General features: G+C 57.0%; 12 protein-coding genes and 1 pseudogene. 9 read left to right on the top strand and 4 right to left on the bottom strand.

The window, feature by feature from the left end; translation table 11 throughout:
* Positions 1–58 precede the first annotated feature (58 nt).
* Complete coding sequence (gene degQ, locus ACLI4M_RS07415) at positions 59–1,441, bottom strand: serine endoprotease DegQ (protein ID WP_133622591.1); 1,383 nt, start codon at positions 1,439–1,441, stop codon at positions 59–61.
* Between the two features lie 121 nt (positions 1,442–1,562).
* Entirely contained in the window at positions 1,563–1,961 is a 399-nt protein-coding gene (gene zapG, locus ACLI4M_RS07410; protein ID WP_048914437.1) for a Z-ring associated protein ZapG, read from the bottom strand.
* A gap of 176 nt (positions 1,962–2,137) precedes the next feature.
* Between zapG and zapE the strand changes: the two genes are divergently transcribed.
* The 5 genes from zapE (at position 2,138) to sspB (ending at position 5,802) form a co-directional block, all read left to right on the top strand.
* Positions 2,138–3,265 (top strand): cell division protein ZapE, encoded by a 1,128-nt coding sequence (gene zapE / locus ACLI4M_RS07405; protein ID WP_133622592.1) that lies wholly within the window; start codon positions 2,138–2,140, stop codon positions 3,263–3,265.
* 244 nt (positions 3,266–3,509) lie between these two features.
* Complete coding sequence (gene rplM, locus ACLI4M_RS07400; RefSeq protein ID WP_048914439.1) at positions 3,510–3,938, top strand: 50S ribosomal protein L13; 429 nt, start codon at positions 3,510–3,512, stop codon at positions 3,936–3,938.
* A 15-nt stretch (positions 3,939–3,953) separates the two neighbouring features.
* Positions 3,954–4,346 (top strand): 30S ribosomal protein S9, encoded by a 393-nt coding sequence (rpsI, locus tag ACLI4M_RS07395; RefSeq protein ID WP_034890399.1) that lies wholly within the window; start codon positions 3,954–3,956, stop codon positions 4,344–4,346.
* A 308-nt stretch (positions 4,347–4,654) separates the two neighbouring features.
* Entirely contained in the window at positions 4,655–5,296 is a 642-nt protein-coding gene (sspA, locus tag ACLI4M_RS07390) for a stringent starvation protein SspA (RefSeq protein ID WP_048914440.1), read from the top strand.
* A gap of 5 nt (positions 5,297–5,301) precedes the next feature.
* Positions 5,302–5,802 carry a ClpXP protease specificity-enhancing factor gene (gene sspB / locus ACLI4M_RS07385; RefSeq protein ID WP_048914441.1) on the top strand — a complete coding sequence of 167 codons (501 nt, stop codon included), beginning with the start codon at positions 5,302–5,304 and terminating at the stop codon, positions 5,800–5,802.
* Positions 5,803–5,843: 41 nt separating this feature from the next.
* Here the strand turns inward: sspB and ACLI4M_RS07380 are convergent, their stop codons facing one another.
* Both ACLI4M_RS07380 and ACLI4M_RS07375 read right to left on the bottom strand, forming a co-directional pair.
* Positions 5,844–7,601: a sulfite reductase subunit alpha gene (locus tag ACLI4M_RS07380; protein WP_133622593.1), complete on the bottom strand. Its 1,758-nt coding sequence runs from the start codon at positions 7,599–7,601 to the stop codon at positions 5,844–5,846.
* A 35-nt stretch (positions 7,602–7,636) separates the two neighbouring features.
* Positions 7,637–13,168, bottom strand: a complete 5,532-nt coding sequence (locus ACLI4M_RS07375) for a glutamate synthase-related protein (RefSeq protein WP_133622594.1) — start codon at positions 13,166–13,168, stop codon at positions 7,637–7,639.
* 983 nt (positions 13,169–14,151) lie between these two features.
* Between ACLI4M_RS07375 and arcB the strand changes: the two genes are divergently transcribed.
* The 4 genes and pseudogenes from arcB to ACLI4M_RS07355 all read left to right on the top strand — a co-directional run bounded on the left by arcB (position 14,152) and on the right by ACLI4M_RS07355 (position 21,109).
* Positions 14,152–16,491: an aerobic respiration two-component sensor histidine kinase ArcB gene (arcB, locus tag ACLI4M_RS07370; RefSeq protein ID WP_133622595.1), complete on the top strand. Its 2,340-nt coding sequence runs from the start codon at positions 14,152–14,154 to the stop codon at positions 16,489–16,491.
* 793 nt (positions 16,492–17,284) lie between these two features.
* The gene (mtgA, locus tag ACLI4M_RS07365) at positions 17,285–18,010 is read left to right on the top strand and encodes a monofunctional biosynthetic peptidoglycan transglycosylase (RefSeq protein WP_133622596.1); all 726 of its coding nucleotides are present in this window, start codon (positions 17,285–17,287) and stop codon (positions 18,008–18,010) included.
* Between the two features lie 29 nt (positions 18,011–18,039).
* Positions 18,040–18,174 (top strand): annotated as a pseudogene (locus tag ACLI4M_RS07360) (sigma 54-interacting transcriptional regulator); the annotation flags it as partial.
* A gap of 583 nt (positions 18,175–18,757) precedes the next feature.
* Positions 18,758–21,109: a type VI secretion system Vgr family protein gene (locus tag ACLI4M_RS07355; protein ID WP_133624998.1), complete on the top strand. Its 2,352-nt coding sequence runs from the start codon at positions 18,758–18,760 to the stop codon at positions 21,107–21,109.
* Positions 21,110–21,122 lie beyond the last annotated feature (13 nt).

Raw genomic sequence — 21,122 nt, 5'->3', positions numbered from 1 at the left:
CGACTGGCAGGATAGCATGAGTTACGCGGACACAGTAGCCTGTGTCCGCGTGGCAGGGTTAACGCAGCAGCAGATAGATATTCTCATCGCCGCGCATGATGCTCAGCGCCAGCAGATCCGGTTTGGTCTCCAGCAGTTTACGCAGCTCTGCCAGATTCTGTACCGGCGTGCGGTTAACGCCAACGATCACATCATCCTTCTGTAGGCCAAACTGCGCCGCCGGAGTCGCTTTCGCCACCTCGTCGACTTTGACACCTTTGGTGCCATCTTTGGCCGCGCCGTCGCTCAGGGTGGCCCCTTGCAGCGCTGGGGTCATCAGTTCGGCACTGGCGGTCGTCTGGCTGCTGTTATCCAGCTTAACGGTGACCGTGACCGGTTTACCGTCACGCAGCAGGCCCACTTTCACTTCCTGGCCCGGCGGCGTGGTGCCGATTTTCACCCGCAGTTCAGCAAAGTTAGCAACGTTTTTACCGTCGACGCTGGTAATGATATCGCCCGCTTTAATCCCCGCTTTCGCGGCCGCCGACTGCGGCAGCACCTCGTTGACGAAGGCGCCGTGCTGGATATCAACCTTAAAGGCTTTCGCCATATCGGCGGTCATCTCAGTGCCCTTGATGCCCAGCTGGCCGCGTTTCACTTCACCAAACTGGATCAGCTGCTGGGCCAGACCCATCGCCATATTGCTTGGAATCGCAAAGCCAATGCCGATATTGCCGCCGCTTGACGCAAGGATGGCCGTATTCAGCCCGATCAGCTCACCGTTAAGATTCACCAGCGCACCGCCGGAGTTACCGCGGTTAATCGCGGCATCGGTCTGAATAAAGTTTTCCAGCCCCTCAAGGTTAAGACCGCTGCGGCCGAGCGCCGACACGATCCCCGAGGTGGCCGTCTGTCCCAGGCCAAACGGGTTACCGATGGCCACGGTAAAGTCCCCGACCTTCAGCTGGTCAGAGTCAGCAATTTTTATCTGGGTCAGATTCTTCGCATCGATCAACTGGAGCAGTGCGATATCGGTCTGCTCATCGTGACCGACCAGCTTGGCCGTGAATTCGCGACCATCGCTCAGCTGCACGCTGATTTTATCTGCGCCATTCACCACGTGGTTGTTGGTCAGCACATAGCCTTTGGCGGCATCGATAATCACCCCGGAGGCCAGCCCTTCAAACTCCTGCGACTTATCGTCACCGGGGGCACCTTCCTCTCCATCCTGACCAAAGAAGCGTTTTAGCTGGTCGGGGATCTGCTGCTGGCTCTCTTTTTCTGTCCCTTCAACGTGAACGCTGACGACGGCCGGCAGAACTTTCTCCAGCATTGGTGCCAGGCTCGGCACCTGCTGGCCCTGAATCTGTCCAGGAAGAGCAGCCACAGCCGCAGGGACTGTGGCCATATTGACACCGACACTCAATGCTAATGCGCTTAACAGAAATAATTTGTTCTTCATCGGAAGCAAACTCTCGCTAGCAGGGAAATGATGCCCATCGCCAAAATGGCAGGCTGTATGTGTCTTGCAGTGAACTGAACGGTGCTTGAAACGTGGGGTGGCTGGCACCCCACGAAGATGATTATTTGGTAGCGCGCTCGCCACGCAGCAGGCCAGAGGCGCTGTCCGGGTAGTCACGCGGCATCTCTACCGGCACCTGGTCGTTATCCGCTTCTGATTCTGTCAGCTGATAAGCAAACGGGTTTTTCTCACCCGGCAGGTTTGGCAGCAGGTCATTAGAACCTTTCGCCATATGCTGATACAGCTGACGGTAGTCGCGTGCCATGTTGTCCAGCAGCTCGGCGCTGTGGGCAAAATGGTTAGTCAGCTCTTCACGATAATCCGCCAGCTCTGCCTTGCTCTTTTCCAGCTCGTACTGCAGGCTGCGTTGCTCGCGCAGTTTTTTGTTGCCGAAACGCATTGCTACCGCGCCAATAATAATCCCAACTACTAACCCAATAAGCGCGTATTCCCAGGTCATAATGACTCCCATATAGTCTTCGTTGTTACGTAGGGCTTTTCCATCTGATACCAGCCACTATAACCGCTAATGTATTGGAAGTGGAATCCTGCGGCAGCTTCGCTTAGTGTAGAACGACTTTTTTTTCGACGATCAACACCGGCATAGGCCTTTTTTTCAGGGAATGTGACTCAATTATGCAAACGATGTCCCCGCTGTTGCGCTATCAGCAAGCGCTGGAAAACGGCGAGTATCAGCCCGATGAAGTTCAGCGCGCCGCCATGACCCGCTTAGACGGTATCTGGCAGGCGTTAAGCCGTGTTAGCCCTCCTGCGTCTGCCGCCAGCGGCGGTCTGTTTGGCAAGCTCAATAAGCTGATGGGCAAAAGCAAATCGACGGTCCAGGCACCGGCGCGCGGTCTCTATATGTGGGGCGGCGTTGGGCGCGGCAAAACCTGGCTGATGGATATGTTTTTTCAGTCGATTCCTGGTGAGCGTAAGCAGCGCCTGCACTTTCATCGCTTTATGCTGCGCGTGCATCAGGAGCTGACAGAACTGCAGGGGCAGAGTGACCCACTGCAGATTGTCGCCGACCGCTTCAAGGCAGAAACCGACCTGCTGTGTTTTGACGAATTTTTTGTCTCAGACATCACCGATGCGATGCTGCTCGGCACATTGATGGAAGCGCTGTTCAGCCGTGGCATCACCCTGGTCGCCACGTCAAATATTCCGCCGGACGATCTCTATCGTAACGGTTTGCAGCGCGCACGTTTTCTACCTGCGATTGAGATGATCAAGCAGCACTGCGAAATCATGAATGTTGATGCCGGTATCGATTACCGCCTGCGCACGCTAACCTCGGCGCATCTGTGGATGACGCCGCTCGGTGAAGAGACCGCCAAAGAGATGGAGCGGATGTTCGTGGCGCTGGCGGGAAAACCGCGTCAAGCCCATGAACCGCTGGAGATTAATCACCGTAAGCTGCCCACGTTGGGCGTGGCTGAGGGCGTTGTGGCGATGAGTTTCCTTGCGCTGTGTGGGGAAGGGCGCAGCCAGCACGACTATATTGAACTGTCGCGCCGTTTTCACAGCGTATTGCTGTATGATGTGCCGGTGATGATTTACAAGACCGAAGACCAGGCACGGCGATTTCTGGCGCTGGTGGATGAATTCTACGAGCGGCACGTCAAGCTGGTGGTCTCGGCGGAAGCATCACTGTACGAGATTTATCAGGGCACGCGGCTGAAGTTTGAGTATCAACGCTGCGTATCCCGTCTGCAGGAAATGCAGAGTGAAGAGTATCTGCGACTGCCGCATTTGCCCTGAAACTTGAATGGGCGTGGCGGGATGAGGATTTTATCGCAGAAAACGTTCGATCTTTTTGGGCGACTTCTCTATAATCTTGCGACCCCACGTTACAGCAAAGGTTTTTTTCCCAAAACTCTTTGTGTTCCAGTAACTCTATCCGAAGGGGTGGGCTTACTGGTCAAGATGGTCGTGTGAGCTCCAACCGTTTATTCAAGCGTTTGGGATTTCACCAACGTGTAACTTAATTTGGGTAAGCTTTTAGATGAAAACTTTTACAGCCAAGCCAGAATCGGTCCAACGTGACTGGTATGTTGTTGACGCAACAGGCAAAACATTAGGTCGTTTAGCGACTGAATTGGCTCGTCGCCTGCGCGGTAAGCACAAAGCGGAATATACTCCGCACGTTGATACTGGTGATTACATTATCGTTCTGAACGCAGAAAAAGTTGCCGTAACCGGTAACAAGCGTACCGATAAAGTGTATTACCATCACACCGGTTTCGTCGGTGGTATCAAGCAAGCGACCTTCGAAGAGATGATTGCTCGCCGTCCTGAACGCGTGATTGAAATCGCGGTTAAAGGCATGCTGCCAAAGGGTCCGCTGGGCCGTGCTATGTACCGTAAACTGAAAGTTTACGCGGGCAACGAGCACAACCATGCGGCACAGCAACCGCAAGTTCTTGACATTTAATCGGGATTACAGGCAATGGCTGAGAATCAAAACTACGGCACTGGTCGCCGCAAAAGCTCTTCCGCACGCGTCTTTATTAAGCCGGGTAGCGGTAACATCGTTATCAACCAGCGTTCATTAGAACAGTACTTCGGTCGTGAAACTGCCCGCATGGTAGTTCGTCAGCCGCTGGAACTGCTGGACATGGTAGGTAAATTCGATCTGTACATCACTGTTAAAGGTGGTGGTATCTCTGGTCAGGCTGGTGCGATCCGTCACGGTATCACACGCGCTCTGATGGAGTACGACGAGTCCCTGCGTGGCGAACTGCGTAAAGCAGGCTTCGTTACTCGTGATGCTCGTAAAGTTGAACGTAAGAAAGTCGGTCTGCGTAAAGCACGTCGTCGTCCTCAGTTCTCCAAACGTTAATTTTTCCTGCTCACGCAGAAACGATTATCGGAAAACCCGGTGCCTGGCGCCGGGTTTTTTATTTCCTGCCTGTACAAAAAGCGCGAAACACCCACGGCTTTGTTATTTTCCCCCGCAATTCGACACTCCGCTCCCCACAAGCTGGCTAAAATCTGGTAAACTGTGTGTCACTTTGTGCCCATTGGCCGGGCAATGACGCTGGTATCCTGTGCAATGGACGATCGGTCAAACTTCGGGCTGATGGCAATAATGAGTCGCCGCGTGGATGGCTATTCGCAGTAATTTTCTCGATAAACTTGGAGGTTTACATGGCTGTCGCTGCCAACAAACGTTCGGTAATGACGCTGTTTTCTGGTCCGACTGACATTTTCAGCCATCAGGTACGTATTGTCCTGGCTGAGAAGGGTGTTAGTGTCGAGATCGAGCAGGTTGAAACGGATAACCTGCCGCAGGATCTGATCGACCTCAACCCGTACCGTACCGTACCCACCCTCGTTGATCGCGAGCTGACGCTGTATGAATCGCGCATCATCATGGAGTATCTGGACGAACGTTTCCCGCATCCACCGCTGATGCCGGTTTATCCGGTTGCGCGTGGTGAAAGCCGCCTGATGATGCACCGCGTCGAGCAGGACTGGTACAGCCTGATGCGTAAAGTCGAAAACGGCACGGCGCAGGAAGCGGAAGCGGCGCGCAAGCAGCTGCGTGAAGAGCTGCTGGCCATCGCACCTCTGTTCGCCCGCACCCCGTTCTTTATGAGCGAAGAGTTTAGCCTGGTAGATTGCTACCTGGCCCCACTGCTGTGGCGTCTGCCACAGATGGGCATTGAGCTGATTGGTGCCGGTTCGAAAGAGCTGAAAGGCTATATGACGCGTGTCTTCGAGCGTGATTCCTTCCTGGCTTCCCTGACGGAAGCGGAACGCGAAATGCGCCTGCAAACGCGGGGCTGATTACGATGGAAATGTCTCAACTTACCGCACGTCGTCCCTATCTGCTGCGCGCTTTTTATGAGTGGTTGCTCGACAACAATCTCACGCCGCATCTGGTCGTAGACATTAATTTGCCGGGTGTTATGGTGCCCCTGGAATATGCCCGTGATGGCCAGATCGTTCTGAACATCGCGCCGCGTGCCGTGGGCAACCTTGAGCTTGGCAATGACGAAGTGCGCTTTAGTGCGCGTTTCGGCGGCGTTCCACGTCAGGTTTCCGTGCCGTTAATGGCGGTGCTGGCGATCTACGCGCGTGAAAACGGCGCAGGAACGATGTTTGAGCCAGAGCCAGCGTATGAAGAGGCGGGCGAGTACGATGCCGCTGATGCGCAGGATAGCGCACCGGAAACGGTGATGTCGGTTATCGATGGCGATCGTCCTGACGACAGCGGTCAGGATGACGACAACGGTCCTGACGATGAGCCGCCGCCGCGCGGTGGTCGTCCGGCGTTACGCGTCGTGAAATAAAAAACGGGCCGTCAGGCCCGTTTTTTTTATGCTGCGAAGGCTTAATACACGTCGCGCAGGTAACGCTTCTCTTTCTTCAGCTGGTCAACGTAGTCGGCTGCACGCTCCGCAGACATGCCACCAAACTGAGTAATCACCTGGTACAGCGCCTTATCGACGTCTTTTGCCATGCGTGATGCATCGCCACAAACGTAGAAGTAAGCACCCTCTTCCAGCCACGCAAACAGCTCTGCGCCCTGTTCCAGCATGCGGGTCTGCACGTAAATCTTCTCAGCCTGATCGCGGGAGAACGCCAGGTCGAGGCGGGTCAGTAAACCTTTCTCTTTCCAGCTGCTCAGCTCGTCCTGATAGATGTAGTCGTGTTCCTGATGCTGGTCACCGAAGAACAGCCAGTTTTTGCCTTTGGCACCCAGCGCATCACGCTCCTGCAGGAAGGCGCGGAACGGCGCGATACCGGTGCCCGGGCCAATCATGATCAACGGCGCATCACCGTTGGACGGCACGCGGAACGCTTTATTTGGCGAGATAAAGATCGCCGGCTTCTCACCGCGCTTCACGCGTTCGGCCAGGTAGGTCGAGCACACGCCGCTGCGCGCACGTCCGGCGCTGTGGTAGCGCACGGAGGCAATCGTCAGGTGCACCTGATTCGGGTGCGCCTTCTGGCTGGAGGAGATGGAGTAAGCGCGGTGCTGTAACGGGCGCAGCAGGGCAACGAACTCAGGAATGCTCAGCGCACGGGTGACGTCGAGCTGCAGCAGGTCGAGGGTATCTTTGCCCCACAGCCACACGCCCAGCGCATCTTTGTCATCGTGCTGCAGGACGTGGCGCAGTTCCTGATTGGTGGTGTTCTTGCCGACCCATTCGATCAGCTTGCGCGAAGGCTCGGAGATCTCGAACTGATAGGTCAGCAGATCACCCAGGCTACGTTCGAAGCCAGGAACCGGCGTGTCGTAGTCGGATTTCAGCTGCGTCAGCAGCAGGTTAACCAGCGCCGGTTCGTTCACCGGGATCACCCCCAGCGCGTCGCCCGCTTCGTACTTCAGCCCGCTGTCGGTCAGGTCAAACTCGAAGTGACGGATGTCCTTACCGGAGTTTTCACCGGACAGACGCTTGTTGGTCGCCAGCGCTGCCGCATACGGGTTATTCTTGTTGCTGCCCGGAATGACCGGCGCTTCCGGAGCGCTCTCCAGCGCTGTGCCGCTGCTGCCGGCGCTGGCGGCAAACTGAGGCATGGAAGCGGCAATCCACTCGTTGGACGGCTCTTCAAAGTCGATGTCGCAGTCAATGCGGTCGTAAACGCGTTTCGCACCCAGCTGCTCCAGGCGCATATCAATAAATTTACCCGCCTGGCAGAAGCCATCGTAGCCGGTATCACCGATAGCCAGAACCGCGAAGTGCATCTGCTCAAGGCGCGGCGCGGTGCTGGCAGAAATTGCCTGCCAGAACAGCTGGGCGTTGTCCGGCATCTCGCCTTCACCGTAGGTTGAGGTGATCACCAGCACGTGACGCATGGTAGCGAACACTTCGATATCTACCTCGCCCAGCCCCTGAACCACGGGCACCAGACCTTTGGCGCGGGCGGCTTTCGCCGCGCTCTGCGCTAAGGCTTCAGCATTACCGGTCTGTGAACCAAACAGGATATGCAGCTGGGTGTTGGCAGCCGACGCTGCCCCGCTTGCCGCCTGCGGCTGGTTTTCCAGCACCAGCAGGCGTGAATGTAACCCGGCAAGAAAGCCCGCCAGCCAAAATTTCTGTTCGCCATTGAATGGCGCATCTTCAGGAATATAAGGAATCTTCATCGCTTTTATCTACTCAATCCCGTTCTCATTATTTATCAGGCTAATTTGCCAACCGCCGCCGCCAGTTCTGGCAGTGCAGCGCGCGCAAACAGCTCTTCAAAGTCAGGCAGACGTCCCAGCACTTCCCGGTTACAGGCATCCTGATACATGATCCAGCCATAGGTTGCCAGGCTGTCCATGGAGCGGATATTACGCTGCGTCAGGGCGGCTTTATAATCCGACATACGCTTGGCGCCAATCAGGCAGGAAAGCTCTTCGTCGCTGTAGCTTTCAATCGCCGCACGACCGTGGCGCTGCAGCTTGCTGATCAGGGTGAAATCTTCCGTCATCAGCAGGTTGCGCACCGCTTTCTCAACGGCTGGGTCCTGCACCGGCGTGCCTTTCGGCAGGCGGGAGAGCGCCAGCTGCTGTGCCGAACTCAGCACGGTGTAGTTGTTCAGCAGCACCAGCATTTCAGGGGTGTCGGTGGCACCGTAGCCCGGAACCGCACCGTTAGCGATCGCCTTGCCATCGCGCCATGCCGCTTTAAACTTCGCCACCTGGTGACCGGCCAGCGCGGTAGAGAGCTCCTCCAGCAGATCCTTACGGGTCTTGGCTTTCAGGATCTCAGCGCCGTCCTGGTAGAGCAGCAGGGAGCGCGGCATCACGTAGACGAAATGCTGACTCTCGCTTTCCCAGTGATCCAGCAGCCACTGCGCACGCGGCGAGCGGGTCGCTTCCAGATGCCAGTTCAGCATCGTCAGCACCGCGTCTTTGTGTACGCGCGCCATCTCGTTGTCATCGGTGATCGAACCCAGCATCACCGAGTCAGCCGCCACGGAACCCGCCAGCGTGCCGTACGGGTCATACTGATAGGCGAAGCCGCCGCTCATCCCGTTGCCGAAGCCGGTACCGTAAGTGCCGAGGTTCAGCACTGCGCCGTTGGTCATATATTCGCAGCAGAAATCACCGACGCCTTCGACGACCGCCGTGGCACCGGAGTTACGCACGGCGAAGCGGTCACCCGCCTGGCCCTGAGCAAACAGACGCCCGCCGGTGGCGCCGAACAGCGCGAAGTTACCGACCAGCACGTTGCCCTCTGCATCCTGCGAGCCGCCGCCAGGCGACATCACCACGATTTCACCGCCGCACTGGCCTTTGCCGACACCGTCGTTACAGGTGCCGTAGTGCTCAAGGCGCATGCCGTCATTGCAGAACACGCCGTAAGACTGACCGGCAGAGCCGGACGTGGCGATGGTGACGGTACCCGGCGCCAGATAACGGCGACCGCGATCGTCCAGCAGGGCTGCCGGAATAGCGCTCAGCTGCTCCGCATCCAGCTGATGGTTCAGCAGGCGTTCAATATCAATCGCCAGCTGGCCACCGACGCTCTTATTACGGTTGTTCAGGATGATGCCATCGCCAAGAGCGATCGCGGTCGATCCCTGGTTGACCAGTTGATCTTTCACCAGCTCGACCCAGCTATCGTCCAGCTCGAAATCTTTTTCCAGATAGACCGGGCGGGCAATTTTCAGCTCCGGCACCACGGTTAACATGGCGCGCAGATCCAGCTTGCCGACTTCCAGCGGATGATCCATCAGGTGCAGCAGGTCAGAGCGTCCACGCGCTTCGCGCAGAGAGCGCAGGCCGAGGCGCGCCAGCATTTCACGCACTTCGTGTGCGACGTTGATGAAGTACTGCGCCAGCTGGCGTGGATCGCCGTCAAACGCTTCGGCGTTGGTAGTTAAACCGGCCGGGCATTTCACGTTACAGTTTTTCGCCATCACGCACTTCAGCATCATCAGCGCGGTGGTACCGAACTCGAAGCTGTCGCCGCCCAGCAGCGCGGATTTCACCACGTCGCTACCGGTCTGCTGAGCGCCGGAACAGCGCAGCAGCACTTTTTCGCGCAGGCCGTTGGCACACAGCGCCTGGTGAACTTCGGCGATGCCGATTTCCGCCACGCGGCCAGTGTATTTCAGACTGGTGACGGAAGCCGCACCGGTGCCGCCGGTGTTACCCGCGACGTTAATCACATCGGCGCCGGCTTTCGCCACGCCAACCGCGATGGTGCCGATACCTTCGGATGACACCAGCTTCACGATCACGCGCACGCGCGCCGCTTTACAGTCGTGGATCAGCTGTGCCAGATCCTCGATGGAGTAGGTATCGTGGTGCGGCGGTGGTGAAACCAGCTCAACGCCCGGTGTGCCCCCGCGCGCAGCGGCGATCTCAACGGTGACTTTCGCCGCCGGTAACTGACCACCTTCGCCCGGTTTTGCCCCCTGGCCGATCTTGATCTCCAGCTCTTCCAGCATCGGGTCCGCCAGATAGGCTGCCCAGACGCCAAAGCGGCCGGAAGCCAGCTGCTTGATGCGTGAAGCGCGAATGGTGCCGTGACGCGAGTAGTGCTCGCCGCCTTCGCCGCAGTTGCTCATGCCGCCAACCATGTTGGTGCCGTGCGCCACCGCCTCATGCGCCGGAGCCACCAGCGCGCCGTGGCTCATCGCACCGGAGGCAAAGGTACGGGTAATTTCATGCGCAGGCTGCACTTCGCTCAGCGGCAGCGCCGCAGAGATGGTGAAGATGCGCGACAGGTAGTCAGCCGCCTTGCCGTTAGCGCTAATGTGCAGCGCGTCCGCGCTGATTTCGCTGTGCTCAATGGCATCACCGAAGCGTTTTTTCAGCACGCCGGACAGGGTGGTCAGGCGATCGTGCTCGCTTTTCAGGCCGACGATGGCATCGGTCAGGCGCAGCGTGAACTGGCCTTCACGGCCTTCGACCGCCTGGCACACCATACCGCGCACCGCAAAGCCATTGTTGACCAGCGAGTAACGGCCCAGCTTACGGGTAAATTCGGCTTCGCTGTCGACGTGGGTCAGGTCCGCCGGGAAGGCGAGAATGTCACGCAGCGCCGCAGGACGGCGTTTACGCTCTTCCAGCATCAGGCTGGAGAACTGACGATAGTCCGGGGTGATAGCAAAGTTATCGATCACCTCGTTCGGGATGCGCTCAAAGCTGCTGTCCTTAAAGGATTTGGCTTTGATGTTAAAAGCGTTATCCAGCTTGGCCAGCGTCATCAGGCGGATAAAGTTATCCTCCTCACGCGGCTTGTCGGCGAAGCGGATCGGCTGCTCGGTCATATCGATGAAGGTGCGCACGGCGATGGTGCCGTAGGAGTGGCCGGCCCCTTCCGCGCGCTCTTTAAACAGGCCTAGCAGCGGCACTTCGTTTTCGCCTTGAATGCGCAACGCGCTCTGATGCCAGTCCACCGCCATCTGCGCGATGCTGGCAAAACCTGCGCCGCCGACCGGGGTCTTGATGTTCGGGAAGTACTTCTTCAGCACGCGATCTTCAGTATCAAGGAAGTTCGGCTCGAAGAACTCACCGCAGCTATAGCTCTCAACGGTACACAGGCCGACTTTGCCCATGGTTTTCATCAGCGCTTTTTCTGCGGCTTTGGCATAGCGTTTAAAGGCTTTGTTGCCGCCTTCGCCTTCACCGTACTTCTCTTCCGCACGCATCTGCACGCCGAGCGGATAGACCGCGGAAGCGCCAAACCCAAGGGTGGCCGCGATATGGTGTGACGAGATACTCTGGCCGCTCTCCACCACCAGCGAAACGTCGAGGCGCAGACCTTCCTGCACCAGGCGCTGGTTAATGGCGGAAACCATCAGCAGCATGGGAATGCTGGCGCGGGTTGAGGAGATGTGGCGGTCGGTGATCACCGCGATGCCGCCCTGTTCGCGGGCGAAATCGACCACTTCCTGGGCTAAATCGTCGATGGCTTTTTCCAGCGCGTCCGCATTGGCGGCACGATTCAGCGGGTCCACGCCAATTACCGGGGTGTAAAGCATCTCAAAGCGTTTGTACGGAGCAACGGTCTGCTCACGCAGCTGCAGCATATCCAGGTGGGTCAGGATCGGGCTTGGTACCACGATCTGCTTGCCTTTGCTGCGGCCGAGGTGCGGTTTGGCACCCAGCGCCACGCGCAGCGTCATGCCGTCGGCTTCACGAATGGAGTCGAGCGGCGGGTTAGTCACCTGCGCAAAGCGCTGGGAGAAGTAGTGCGCCATGCCGCCTTCGTGGTCGGACAGGGCGTTGATGGCGTTGCCGTAGCCCATCGCGGAGATTTTCTCTGCGCCGGTGGTCAGCATCGGGTCCATCATGAACTTGAAGCTTTCCTGGTTGTAGTAGTACGCCACAAAACGCTGATAGGTTTTGAGGTCGCCGCTATAACGCAGTGGGGAGCCTTGCTGCTCCGCCGGGATCACCGGCAGCTCTTCCAGGGTGACGCGCGACTGTGCCAGCAGCGCCGGGTAATCCGCCACCGCTGCCAGTTTTTCCAGCGCTTCGAGCGTGGTGTAGCTGCGCTTTTCACGGTGATCGTAATACAGCATCCCGCCCGCTTCGATACGGCCACGGCGCAGCACGCTCTCCGGTGGGAAGGCGATCTGACCGGCTTCAGACATAGCACCGATGTACTCGGCGGTTTCAACGGAACGCAGCGGGCGCAGGCCCAGGCGGTCCAGACGGGCACCAATCACTTCACCGTTGCCGAAGATCAGCGCAGCCGGGCCGTCATTCTTCTCTTCATACAGGGAGAAGTACTCCAGCATCGCGCGCACTTCCGCAGACAGTGAAGGGTCATTTTCCCACGCAGGCGGCATCATTGAGACCACGGCGGTGATCAGGTCGAGGTTATCTTCCATCAGGCGGCTGTGGATGCTCTGGTCAAGGCGTGAGCTGTCGGACTGGCCTTTCGGGCGCACAATCTTCTTGCCACGGGCCAGCGCCAGCGCCGACTCCGCAATGCGGTTTTTACGGTCGGTATTCAGCTCGCCGTTGTGCGCCATCAGGCGGAACGGCTGCGCCATGGTGGTATGCGGGTCGGTATTGGTCGAGAAACGGGTATGGAAGAACAGACCGCGCACCTGATGATCGGCATCGGTCAGATCCTGGAAATAGGGGATCACTTCGTTTGAGTTCAGGCGTGCTTTAAATACCTGAGTGCGCGAAGAGAGCGACAGCGGATACAGACCGCCAAATTCGCTTTCGGTAAAGGCGCGTGCTTCGATGTCCAGCAGCGCGCGATAGATGCGCTTCTCGAATTCGATCTGGTTGGTGATATCGGCCGGGGCAGTAAACACCCACTGCACGATAGGCAGCTGGAACGGGATCGCCGCCGGGCGCAGCACGCTGGTATCCAGCGGCATGTCACGCTTAATGATAATGGCAAGATCATAAGTGGCCAGCGTCTCTTCTACCAGACGCTCGGCGTTGGCACGCAGCGCAGCATCTTTCGGTACGAAGAAGTTACCCACGCCAAAGCGACCGGCCTCTAACGGCAGCCCGGTGACTTTGCGGAAGAAGTGCAGAGAGAGGTCAACGTTCACCCCGGCTCCGTCACCGACGCCTTCAGCAGACATGCCTCCACGGTGAGGTACGGTGCAGAGTGCGCTGTGCGCCATTTGCAGAACCTCATGAGTTTGCTCGCCGTCCTTACGAGTAATGAAACCCACACCACAACTGTCACTGTCTTTTGATGGATCGTACAGTCCATAAGGATAAGGTTTTGAGTTGGACATCGAGGGCCTCCTTAACTGCTTTGACATTACCACTATTCTTCAGGCACAGAGGGCGCTCGGCATCTCTCCAGGCTCTGTATCCTATTTTTGCCGCTGTTTGTTACGGACACCGTGAATCCGGGCATCCTTCGCCAGATATTTTCTAAAACATCCTTGAAGGGGACCGCTCACTTTAATTCCGGGTCTCTGGGTGGAGATAACTTGCATCACAAGGGAGTCTGGTTGCTGCATAGATATGCCAGGACGCTGACCCCTGAGGAAATCTTCCAGCGGATTTCCAACTTATCGGTAAAGCGTACTCAGGTCAAATAGCGTTCTTACTTATGCTTTTTGACGCTTTGTGTGAGTTATCTTATTGATATATATGGTTATCAACACCATTTTTAACGCTGTTCAACAGGAGTTGTCAGGGGGCGAAGTGTGAGCTGACTCACTATAGGGCAGGCGCCAAATCTCTGCACCATGCTGGTGCCGGAGGCAATGGCAGCAGAATGTGCTGTAAGAATGAGTATAACCGCAGGAACGCACTGTTTTTAATTAGTGGGGTTATTTGAATAAAATAGGGGGTGTCATTAGTAAAATTAATCATGCCAGGTGTGATTAATATTTCATGAATTGTGAATGGTTATTCGTTTGGATGAGACAAAAGAAGGCGAGTGATTTCCATCATCGCTAAGAAAAACATCATCTGAGAATGGCGCGGCGAACTGGCAGCGGCCCTACAGATTATGCAGTTATAAAATTTAGTCAATATGCGAAGGCGTAACTTTTTTGATCCGTACGAAATGCGTGCCTGGCGCGGGATAACAGCGATCCGCAGCCGTTGCCCGACGGCGACGATAATCCCGCCATAAGCGGCCGCCGCCTGTGGGTGGTGCTGCACTATTACCGTGCAGCTGCTGGCAGTGTCCTGCGGTCAATCGTGCGTTGGTCTTTTGTCCAATTCCGGTATGATTGCGGCTATCAGGCGGAAGGGATCCTTTATGAAACAAATTCGTTTATTAGCGCAGTACTACGTTGATTTGATGGTGAAGCTGGGGCTGGTGCGCTTCTCGTTGCTGCTGGCCTCTGCGCTGGTGGTGCTGGCGATGATTGTGCAGATGGCCGTCACCATGGTGCTGCGCGGCCACGTCGAAAGCATTGATATGGTGCGATCGGTGTTTTTCGGCCTGCTGATCACCCCGTGGGCGGTCTATTTCCTCTCGGTGGTGGTGGAGCAGCTGGAGGAGTCGCGCCAGCGCCTGTCACGGCTGGTGGATAAGCTGGAGGAGATGCGTAATCGCGACCTTGAGCTGAACCAGCAGATGCAGGGCAATATCACCCAGCTCAATCAGGAGATTTCCGACCGTATCAAAGCCGAAGAGGCGCGCCTGCAGGTGATGACCCGGCTGAAAGAGGAGATGGCGCGGCGTGAAGAGGCGCAGATTGAGCTGGAACAGCAATCCTCCTTTCTTCGCTCGTTCCTTGATGCTTCCCCCGACCTGGTTTTCTATCGTAACAGCGATCAGCAGTTTTCCGGCTGTAACCGGGCGATGGAGCTGCTGACCGGCAAAAGTGAGAAGCAGTTAATCGGCCTGACACCCAAAGAGGTGTATGACGACGATGCCGCCACCAAAGTGCTGGAAACGGACGAAAAAGTGTTCCGCCACAACGTCTCCCTGACCTACGAGCAGTGGTTGCAGTATCCTGACGGGCGCAAGGCTTGTTTTGAGATCCGCAAAGTGCCTTATTACGATCGCGTGGGCAAACGCAGTGGGCTGATGGGCTTTGGACGCGATATAACCGAGCGTAAGCGCTATCAGGATGCGTTAGAGAACGCCAGTAGGGAAAAGACCACCTTTATCTCTACGATTAGCCACGAGCTGCGTACGCCGCTTAACGGCATTGTCGGTCTGAGCCGCATTCTGCTGGATACCGATCTCAATCAGGAACAGCTGAAATACCTCAAAACTATCCACGTCTCGGCGATCACCCTCGGCAATATTTTCAACGACGTGATTGAGATGGATAAAATCGAGCGGCGCAAAGTGCAGCTGGATAACCAGCCGATCGACTTCACCGGCTTCCTCGCCGATCTGGAAAACCTCTCCGGCCTGCTGGCGGAGCCGAAAGGGCTGAAGTTTGTACTGGCGCCTGACTTGCCGCTGCCGCACAAAATTATTGCCGACGGCACGCGCCTGCGTCAGATCCTGTGGAACCTGATCGGCAACGCGGTGAAATTTACCCAGCAGGGCGAAATTGTGGTGCGCGTTGGCTACCTGGAGGATGACTGCCTGCGCTTTGAGGTTGAAGACTCCGGCATGGGCATCCCGCAAGACGAGCAGGATAAGATCTTCGCGATGTACTACCAGGTGAAGGATCAGCGCGGCGGCAAACCGGCGACCGGAACCGGCATCGGGCTGGCCGTATCCCGCCGCCTGGCGCAGAGCATGGGCGGAGACATCAGCGTGCGTAGCGCCCCGGGCCAGGGCTCCTGCTTTACCCTGACGCTGAACGCCCCGCGTATCGCGGAACAGGTGGAGGATGAGCAGCCGGAAGACGACCTGCCGCTGCCTGCGCTGCATGTGCTGCTGGTAGAAGATATTGAGCTGAACGTGGTCGTCGCGCGCTCCGTGCTGGAGAAGCTCGGCAACAGCGTGGAAGTGGCGATGACCGGCCAGGCGGCGCTGGATATGTTCAACCCGGATGAATTTGACCTGGTGCTGCTGGATATCCAGCTGCCGGACATGACCGGGCTGGACGTGGCGCGTGCTATTCATCGGCTCCACGCGGGTGAGCAGCTGCCGCCGCTGGTGGCGCTGACCGCTAACGTGCTCAAGGACAAGCGTGAATACCTGGATGCCGGCATGGACGATGTGCTGAGCAAACCGCTGGCGGTGCCTGCGCTGACGGCGATGATCAAAAAATACTGGGATTATCAGGAAGTCGAGCTGCCAACCCCAACGGAGATTGACATGGATGAGAAACAGCTGGCGCTGCTGGATGTGCCAATGCTTGAGCAATATATCGAACTGGTCGGGCCGAAGTTGATCCATCAGAGTCTGGAGATGTTTGAGCAGATGATGCCGGGCTATCTGGAGGTGCTGGATTCCAACATGATGGCGCGCGATCAGAAAGGGATTGCCGAAGAGGGCCACAAGATCAAAGGGGCTGCAGGATCGGTCGGTCTGACTCACTTACAACAGATTGCCAAACAGATTCAAAGCCCGGAACTGCCAGCATGGTGGGATAACGTGCAGGAGTGGATTGATGAGCTGAAACAGGAGTGGCGCAATGACGTTGAAGTACTGCGTCAATGGGTTACGGATGCTGAAAAAAAATGACCCCGACCGAGGCCGGGGTGCGCGAATACTGCGCCAACACCAGGGAAACTGGAAACCTGCGCTATTCTGATAGGAATCGTCGGGAGCGCAGATTTGGTATTGGGTGAACCACTAATAAGCTCAGGGACTACTTTAGCAAATCTCACATCACATGTTACCAGATTCATTAAAATGTGTGATGTGGAGCAGCCTTGGCAAATAGAAGACCTTAATTTTACTTCTCAGTCAAGTAACGAATGCAATTGATTGCGGATTTGTCTTATTTTTGACCATATGTGCTTTTTTTTTCGCCAGTCAGATTGACGCAAACTTTTTACCGCAGGGCCATTTTCACATAAGCTTATGCGGTAATGGAATTTGGCCAAATACGTGTTACTAACTCAATGTTTTATGGTTGTTTTTAGGTGTTTTTAAACAGCCTTTCCGAAACGTTTAGGTTTCTGCTAGCACAAATCCTGAGTGGGCCTTTCTGCATAAGTCAAAAGCTGACTCCGTTCAGCAGGGTATCCGATGGCGATGACGTCACTCCGCGGGTGAAAAAACGGTCAAACCGGCATCATTTGCGAGTGATTTTCTTTTGTAGCAGATCGGTTTTCGAATACGACAGGGCGAAATTTATAAGCGCTGCGAACCAATCAGGTGGTAACGCTTTCATCCTGTGTCAGGTCCAGCGCATAACAGAGCGAAATCAGCTGGCATGATGGAACCGATTCCAGTTACATCGCTTAACTAAAGGCATTCGGATATTTCGGGTGTATTTCCGCACTAATCATTTTTTAAAACAGGTTCTGGCATGAGTCGTCGTAATAACAGCGTCACCGCACGCATCAAATCGGGTTTGCTTCGCCTCGTTCTCAGCGTACTGGGTTTATGGCTTACCGGCATTATTGCCTTTGCTTTTCTTCCGGTGCCATTTTCTGCCGTGATGGTTGAGCGGCAGCTGGGTGCCTGGTTTAGCGGCAACTGGAGCTATGTTGCTCACTCGGACTGGGTAGGGATGGATGAAATATCACCGTGGATGGCACTGGCGGTGATCGCTTCCGAAGACCAGAAATTCCCGACCCACTGGGGCTTTGATGTTGCGGCGATCCAGTCGGTGCTGGACAGCGAAGGTGAGAAGGCCGGAATGCGTGGGGCGTCGACCCTGTCCCAGCAGACGGCAAAAAATGTGTTCCTGTGGGACGGCCGCAGCTGGATACGTAAAGGGCTGGAGGCCGGGTTAACGGTGGGGATAGAAACCGTGTGGACCAAACGCCGCATTCTCACCGTTTACCTTAACGTGGCGGAAATGGGCAAAGGGGTATTTGGCGTGGAGGAGGCTTCACAACGCTATTTCCATAAGCCAGCCAGCCGCTTAAGCATGTCTGAAGCCGCGCTGCTGGCCGCGGTACTGCCTAATCCGATTCGCTTCCGCGCCGATGCGCCATCCGGCTATGTGCGCCAGCGCCAGCAGTGGATCCTGCGCCAGATGCGTCAATTGGGCGGTGAAGGTTTCCTGCGCCAGCATAAACTGGATTAGGAACATCCCTGTTTTCAACCGCATAAAAAATCGGCTTCGATCTGGGCTTCGCGCGTAACTCAGTCGGCAAAGAGCTGAACCCGCTGTGGTGTGAGGGCCGGGCGATCAAGATGAAATCCCGCCCGGTCTATTTTCTTCATCGTGCGGTCCCTCAGCTGATCCTCAGTTCAACAATAGGTAAGCGGAGCGGCAGAACGCGCCCGGAAGAGGTGGCAAATCTGATGCAGTAGGTGAAAGCGCTGCTGTCGTGATGCTCTTGCTATCTTGAAATGGCCTGCTGCCTATCGTTTAAGCATGCTTAAACGATAGGCAGCAGGCCCTGATTTTCCGCCAGAAGCGATTTTTCCCACTCATTCATTCATGGCGAACGCCGGTGACGATAACCAGCCTCAATGACGGTCATTACATTAAACAGTTAACATAAAGTGATAATACTGGCGGGTTGATGCTGTTTATTCTGATGCTGGTTGCTGACGAATCCTTTAGTTGTTCCGATAATACCGATGAGTTTTTCGCTATCCCATTCAGCTGGTTAACTCAATCAAATAAGAAAAAACCTATAAAAATCAGACAAAAAATCCCCATTCAAAATATTGCAGTCGCCAGGTTGGTTACTATATAGTCATCTCTGAATACCCATGGAGGGTACAGCTGCCTCTGCCCTGATATTCATTTTCCACAGCGGTAATTATGAATATTTCTTATGGTAACGGCGCGCACACGGCAGCGGAAGATAAGGACATCACCATGAGCAAAAACCCGGTCTCTTTTTTCAGCCACAGCCACCACCTGCTGGCGGTGCGTGACTGTCAGTCCCGGCCCGACGTGCTGGCGTTTAAAGGGGAGGAGCGCCTGAGCGAGCCGTTCCGCTGGCGCATTGAGTTCACCAGCGCCGACCATGCCATCACCCGCGAGGCGATGCTGATGAAAGCGGCCTCGCTGACCCTGCAGGCCCCGGTTGACCAGGGCTGGGGCATTAAGATCCAGCAGCCGGTGCGCGTGGTGCAGGGCGTGCTGACCGGCTTTGAGCGCCTCAGCACCAGCGCCGACCAGACCCACTACGCCGTCACCCTGCAGCCGCGCCTGGCGCTGCTGTCGCGCAGCCGTCAGAACGCCATCTATCAGGATATGTCGGTGCCGCAGATTGTGGAAAAAATCCTGCGCGAGCGCCACGGGATGCGCGGGCAGGACTTTGTTTTCACCCTCAACAACGCGTACCCGCGCCGCGAGCAGGTGATGCAGTACGGCGAGGACGACCTGGCGTTTATTACCCGCCTGCTGGGCGAGGTCGGCATCTGGTTCCGCTTCACCACCGACACCCGCCTGCACATCGACGTAGTGGAGTTTTACGACGGCAGGCAGGGCCACGTGCAGGGGCTGACGCTGCCCGCCGTGCCGCCTTCCGGCATGCACGACGCGGCCAGCGACTCGGTGTGGGACCTCGCCAGCCGCTTTGCGGTGGTGGAGAAAAGCGTCAGCGGGCGCGACTACAACTACCGCAACGCCCTCGAAGATATGAACGTGAAGGCCGACGTCACCGGCGGTGACGACACCACCTACGGTGAGTCCTATCGCTGGGCGGACAACTACCTGACGCCGGGCGACGGCTACAGCCACAGCCCGGAACCGGAGAGCGGCGCGTTCTACGCCCGCCTGCGCCACGAGCGCTACCTGAACGGCCAGACGCGGGTGGCGGCAGTGACCAGCAGCCCGGCGCTGGCACCCGGCAGTGAGCTGAGGGTCAGCGGCGGGGAGGACGTCAGTGAGGTATTCCAGAGCGGCGTGCTGGTCACCGCCATCGTCAGCACTGCGCGGCGCGACCGCAGCTTTGAAACCGCCTTTGACGGCATCCCGCTCAACAGCCGCTACGGCTTCCGCCCGGTGCCGCTGCCGCACCCGGTGATGGCGGGAACCCTGCCGGCGCGCGTCACCAGTACCACGGTGAACGATGCCTACGGCCATATTGACCGCGACGGGCGCTATCGCGTCAACATGCTGTTTGACCGCGCTGGCTGGGAAACCGGCTTTGAAAGCCTGTGGGTACGCCAGGCGCGCCCCTATGCGGGCGACACCTACGGCCTGCACCTGCCGCTGCTGGCGGGCACCGAAGTGGCGATAGCCTTTGAGCACGGCAACCCGGACCGCCCGTACATTGCCGGGGTGCTGCACGACTCGGCGCACGGCGACCACGTCACCATCCGCAACTACAAGCGCAACGTGCTGCGCACGCCGAAGAACAATAAGCTGCGCCTCGACGACACGGCGGGCCAGGAGCATATCAAGCTCAGCACCGAGTACGGCGGCAAAAGCCAGCTTAATCTCGGCCACCTGGTGGACAGCGAGAAGCAGAAGCGCGGCGAAGGGTTTGAGCTGCGCAGCGACAGCTGGGGCACGCTGCGTGCGGAGAAAGGACTGTTCATCACCGCCGACGGCCAGCCGAAGGCACAGGGTATGCAGCTGGAGATGGCGCCGGCTATCAGCCTACTGCAGGGCGCGCGGGAACAGATGCAGGGGATATCCGCCGATGCGCAGACCGCCACGGGCAACCCGGCGGATCTTCAGGCGCAGATTGCGCTGATGGAGCAGCGGCTGAACGAGCTGAAGCGGTCGGTTATTCTGATGAGCGCGCCGGACGGCATGGCGCTGGCGAGCGGCGATAACCTGCAGCTGACGGCGGGTGAAAACCTGACGGCCACCGCCGGAAAGCACGCGGATATCAGCGTGGTAAAGAATCTGTTTATCGGCGTGGGCCAGGCGCTGAGCGTGTTCGTCAGGAAACTGGGTATCAAGCTGATTGCCAATCAGGGCCCGGTACAGGTGCAGGCGCAGAACGACCTGATGGCGCTGCTGGCGCGCCAGGAGATCAGCATCATCAGCACGGAAGATGAAATCAAAATCATCGCGAAGAAGAAAATCACGCTGAACGGCGGCGGCAGTTACATCACGCTCGATGCCAACGCGATAGAGTCGGCCACGCTCGGGGACTACCGCACGCGGGCGGGACATTACGATCGCCAGCAGAAATACCGTTTAAAAGAGCCCCTGCATGAGCTGCCAGAAGAGGCAAAGGAACCCTCCTCTAAATTCTCCGTGTCATAACAAAGGAATGTAT

The organism is Erwinia sp. LJJL01 (genome assembly GCF_047300805.2).
Classification (GTDB): domain Bacteria; phylum Pseudomonadota; class Gammaproteobacteria; order Enterobacterales; family Enterobacteriaceae; genus Erwinia; species Erwinia aphidicola.
This window is presented reverse-complemented; position numbering and strand designations above follow the sequence as displayed.

Bases quoted from the DNA above. Each gene is read 5' to 3' on its own strand.
- degQ (WP_133622591.1), bottom strand. From the start codon at position 1,441: ATGAAGAACAAATTATTTCTGTTAAGCGCATTAGCATTGAGTGTCGGT.
- zapG (WP_048914437.1), bottom strand. From the start codon at position 1,961: ATGACCTGGGAATACGCGCTTATTGGGTTAGTAGTTGGGATTATTATT.
- zapE (WP_133622592.1), top strand. From the start codon at position 2,138: ATGCAAACGATGTCCCCGCTGTTGCGCTATCAGCAAGCGCTGGAAAAC.
- rplM (WP_048914439.1), top strand. From the start codon at position 3,510: ATGAAAACTTTTACAGCCAAGCCAGAATCGGTCCAACGTGACTGGTAT.
- rpsI (WP_034890399.1), top strand. From the start codon at position 3,954: ATGGCTGAGAATCAAAACTACGGCACTGGTCGCCGCAAAAGCTCTTCC.
- sspA (WP_048914440.1), top strand. From the start codon at position 4,655: ATGGCTGTCGCTGCCAACAAACGTTCGGTAATGACGCTGTTTTCTGGT.
- sspB (WP_048914441.1), top strand. From the start codon at position 5,302: ATGGAAATGTCTCAACTTACCGCACGTCGTCCCTATCTGCTGCGCGCT.
- ACLI4M_RS07380 (WP_133622593.1), bottom strand. From the start codon at position 7,601: ATGAAGATTCCTTATATTCCTGAAGATGCGCCATTCAATGGCGAACAG.
- ACLI4M_RS07375 (WP_133622594.1), bottom strand. From the start codon at position 13,168: ATGTCCAACTCAAAACCTTATCCTTATGGACTGTACGATCCATCAAAA.
- arcB (WP_133622595.1), top strand. From the start codon at position 14,152: ATGAAACAAATTCGTTTATTAGCGCAGTACTACGTTGATTTGATGGTG.
- mtgA (WP_133622596.1), top strand. From the start codon at position 17,285: ATGAGTCGTCGTAATAACAGCGTCACCGCACGCATCAAATCGGGTTTG.
- ACLI4M_RS07355 (WP_133624998.1), top strand. From the start codon at position 18,758: ATGAGCAAAAACCCGGTCTCTTTTTTCAGCCACAGCCACCACCTGCTG.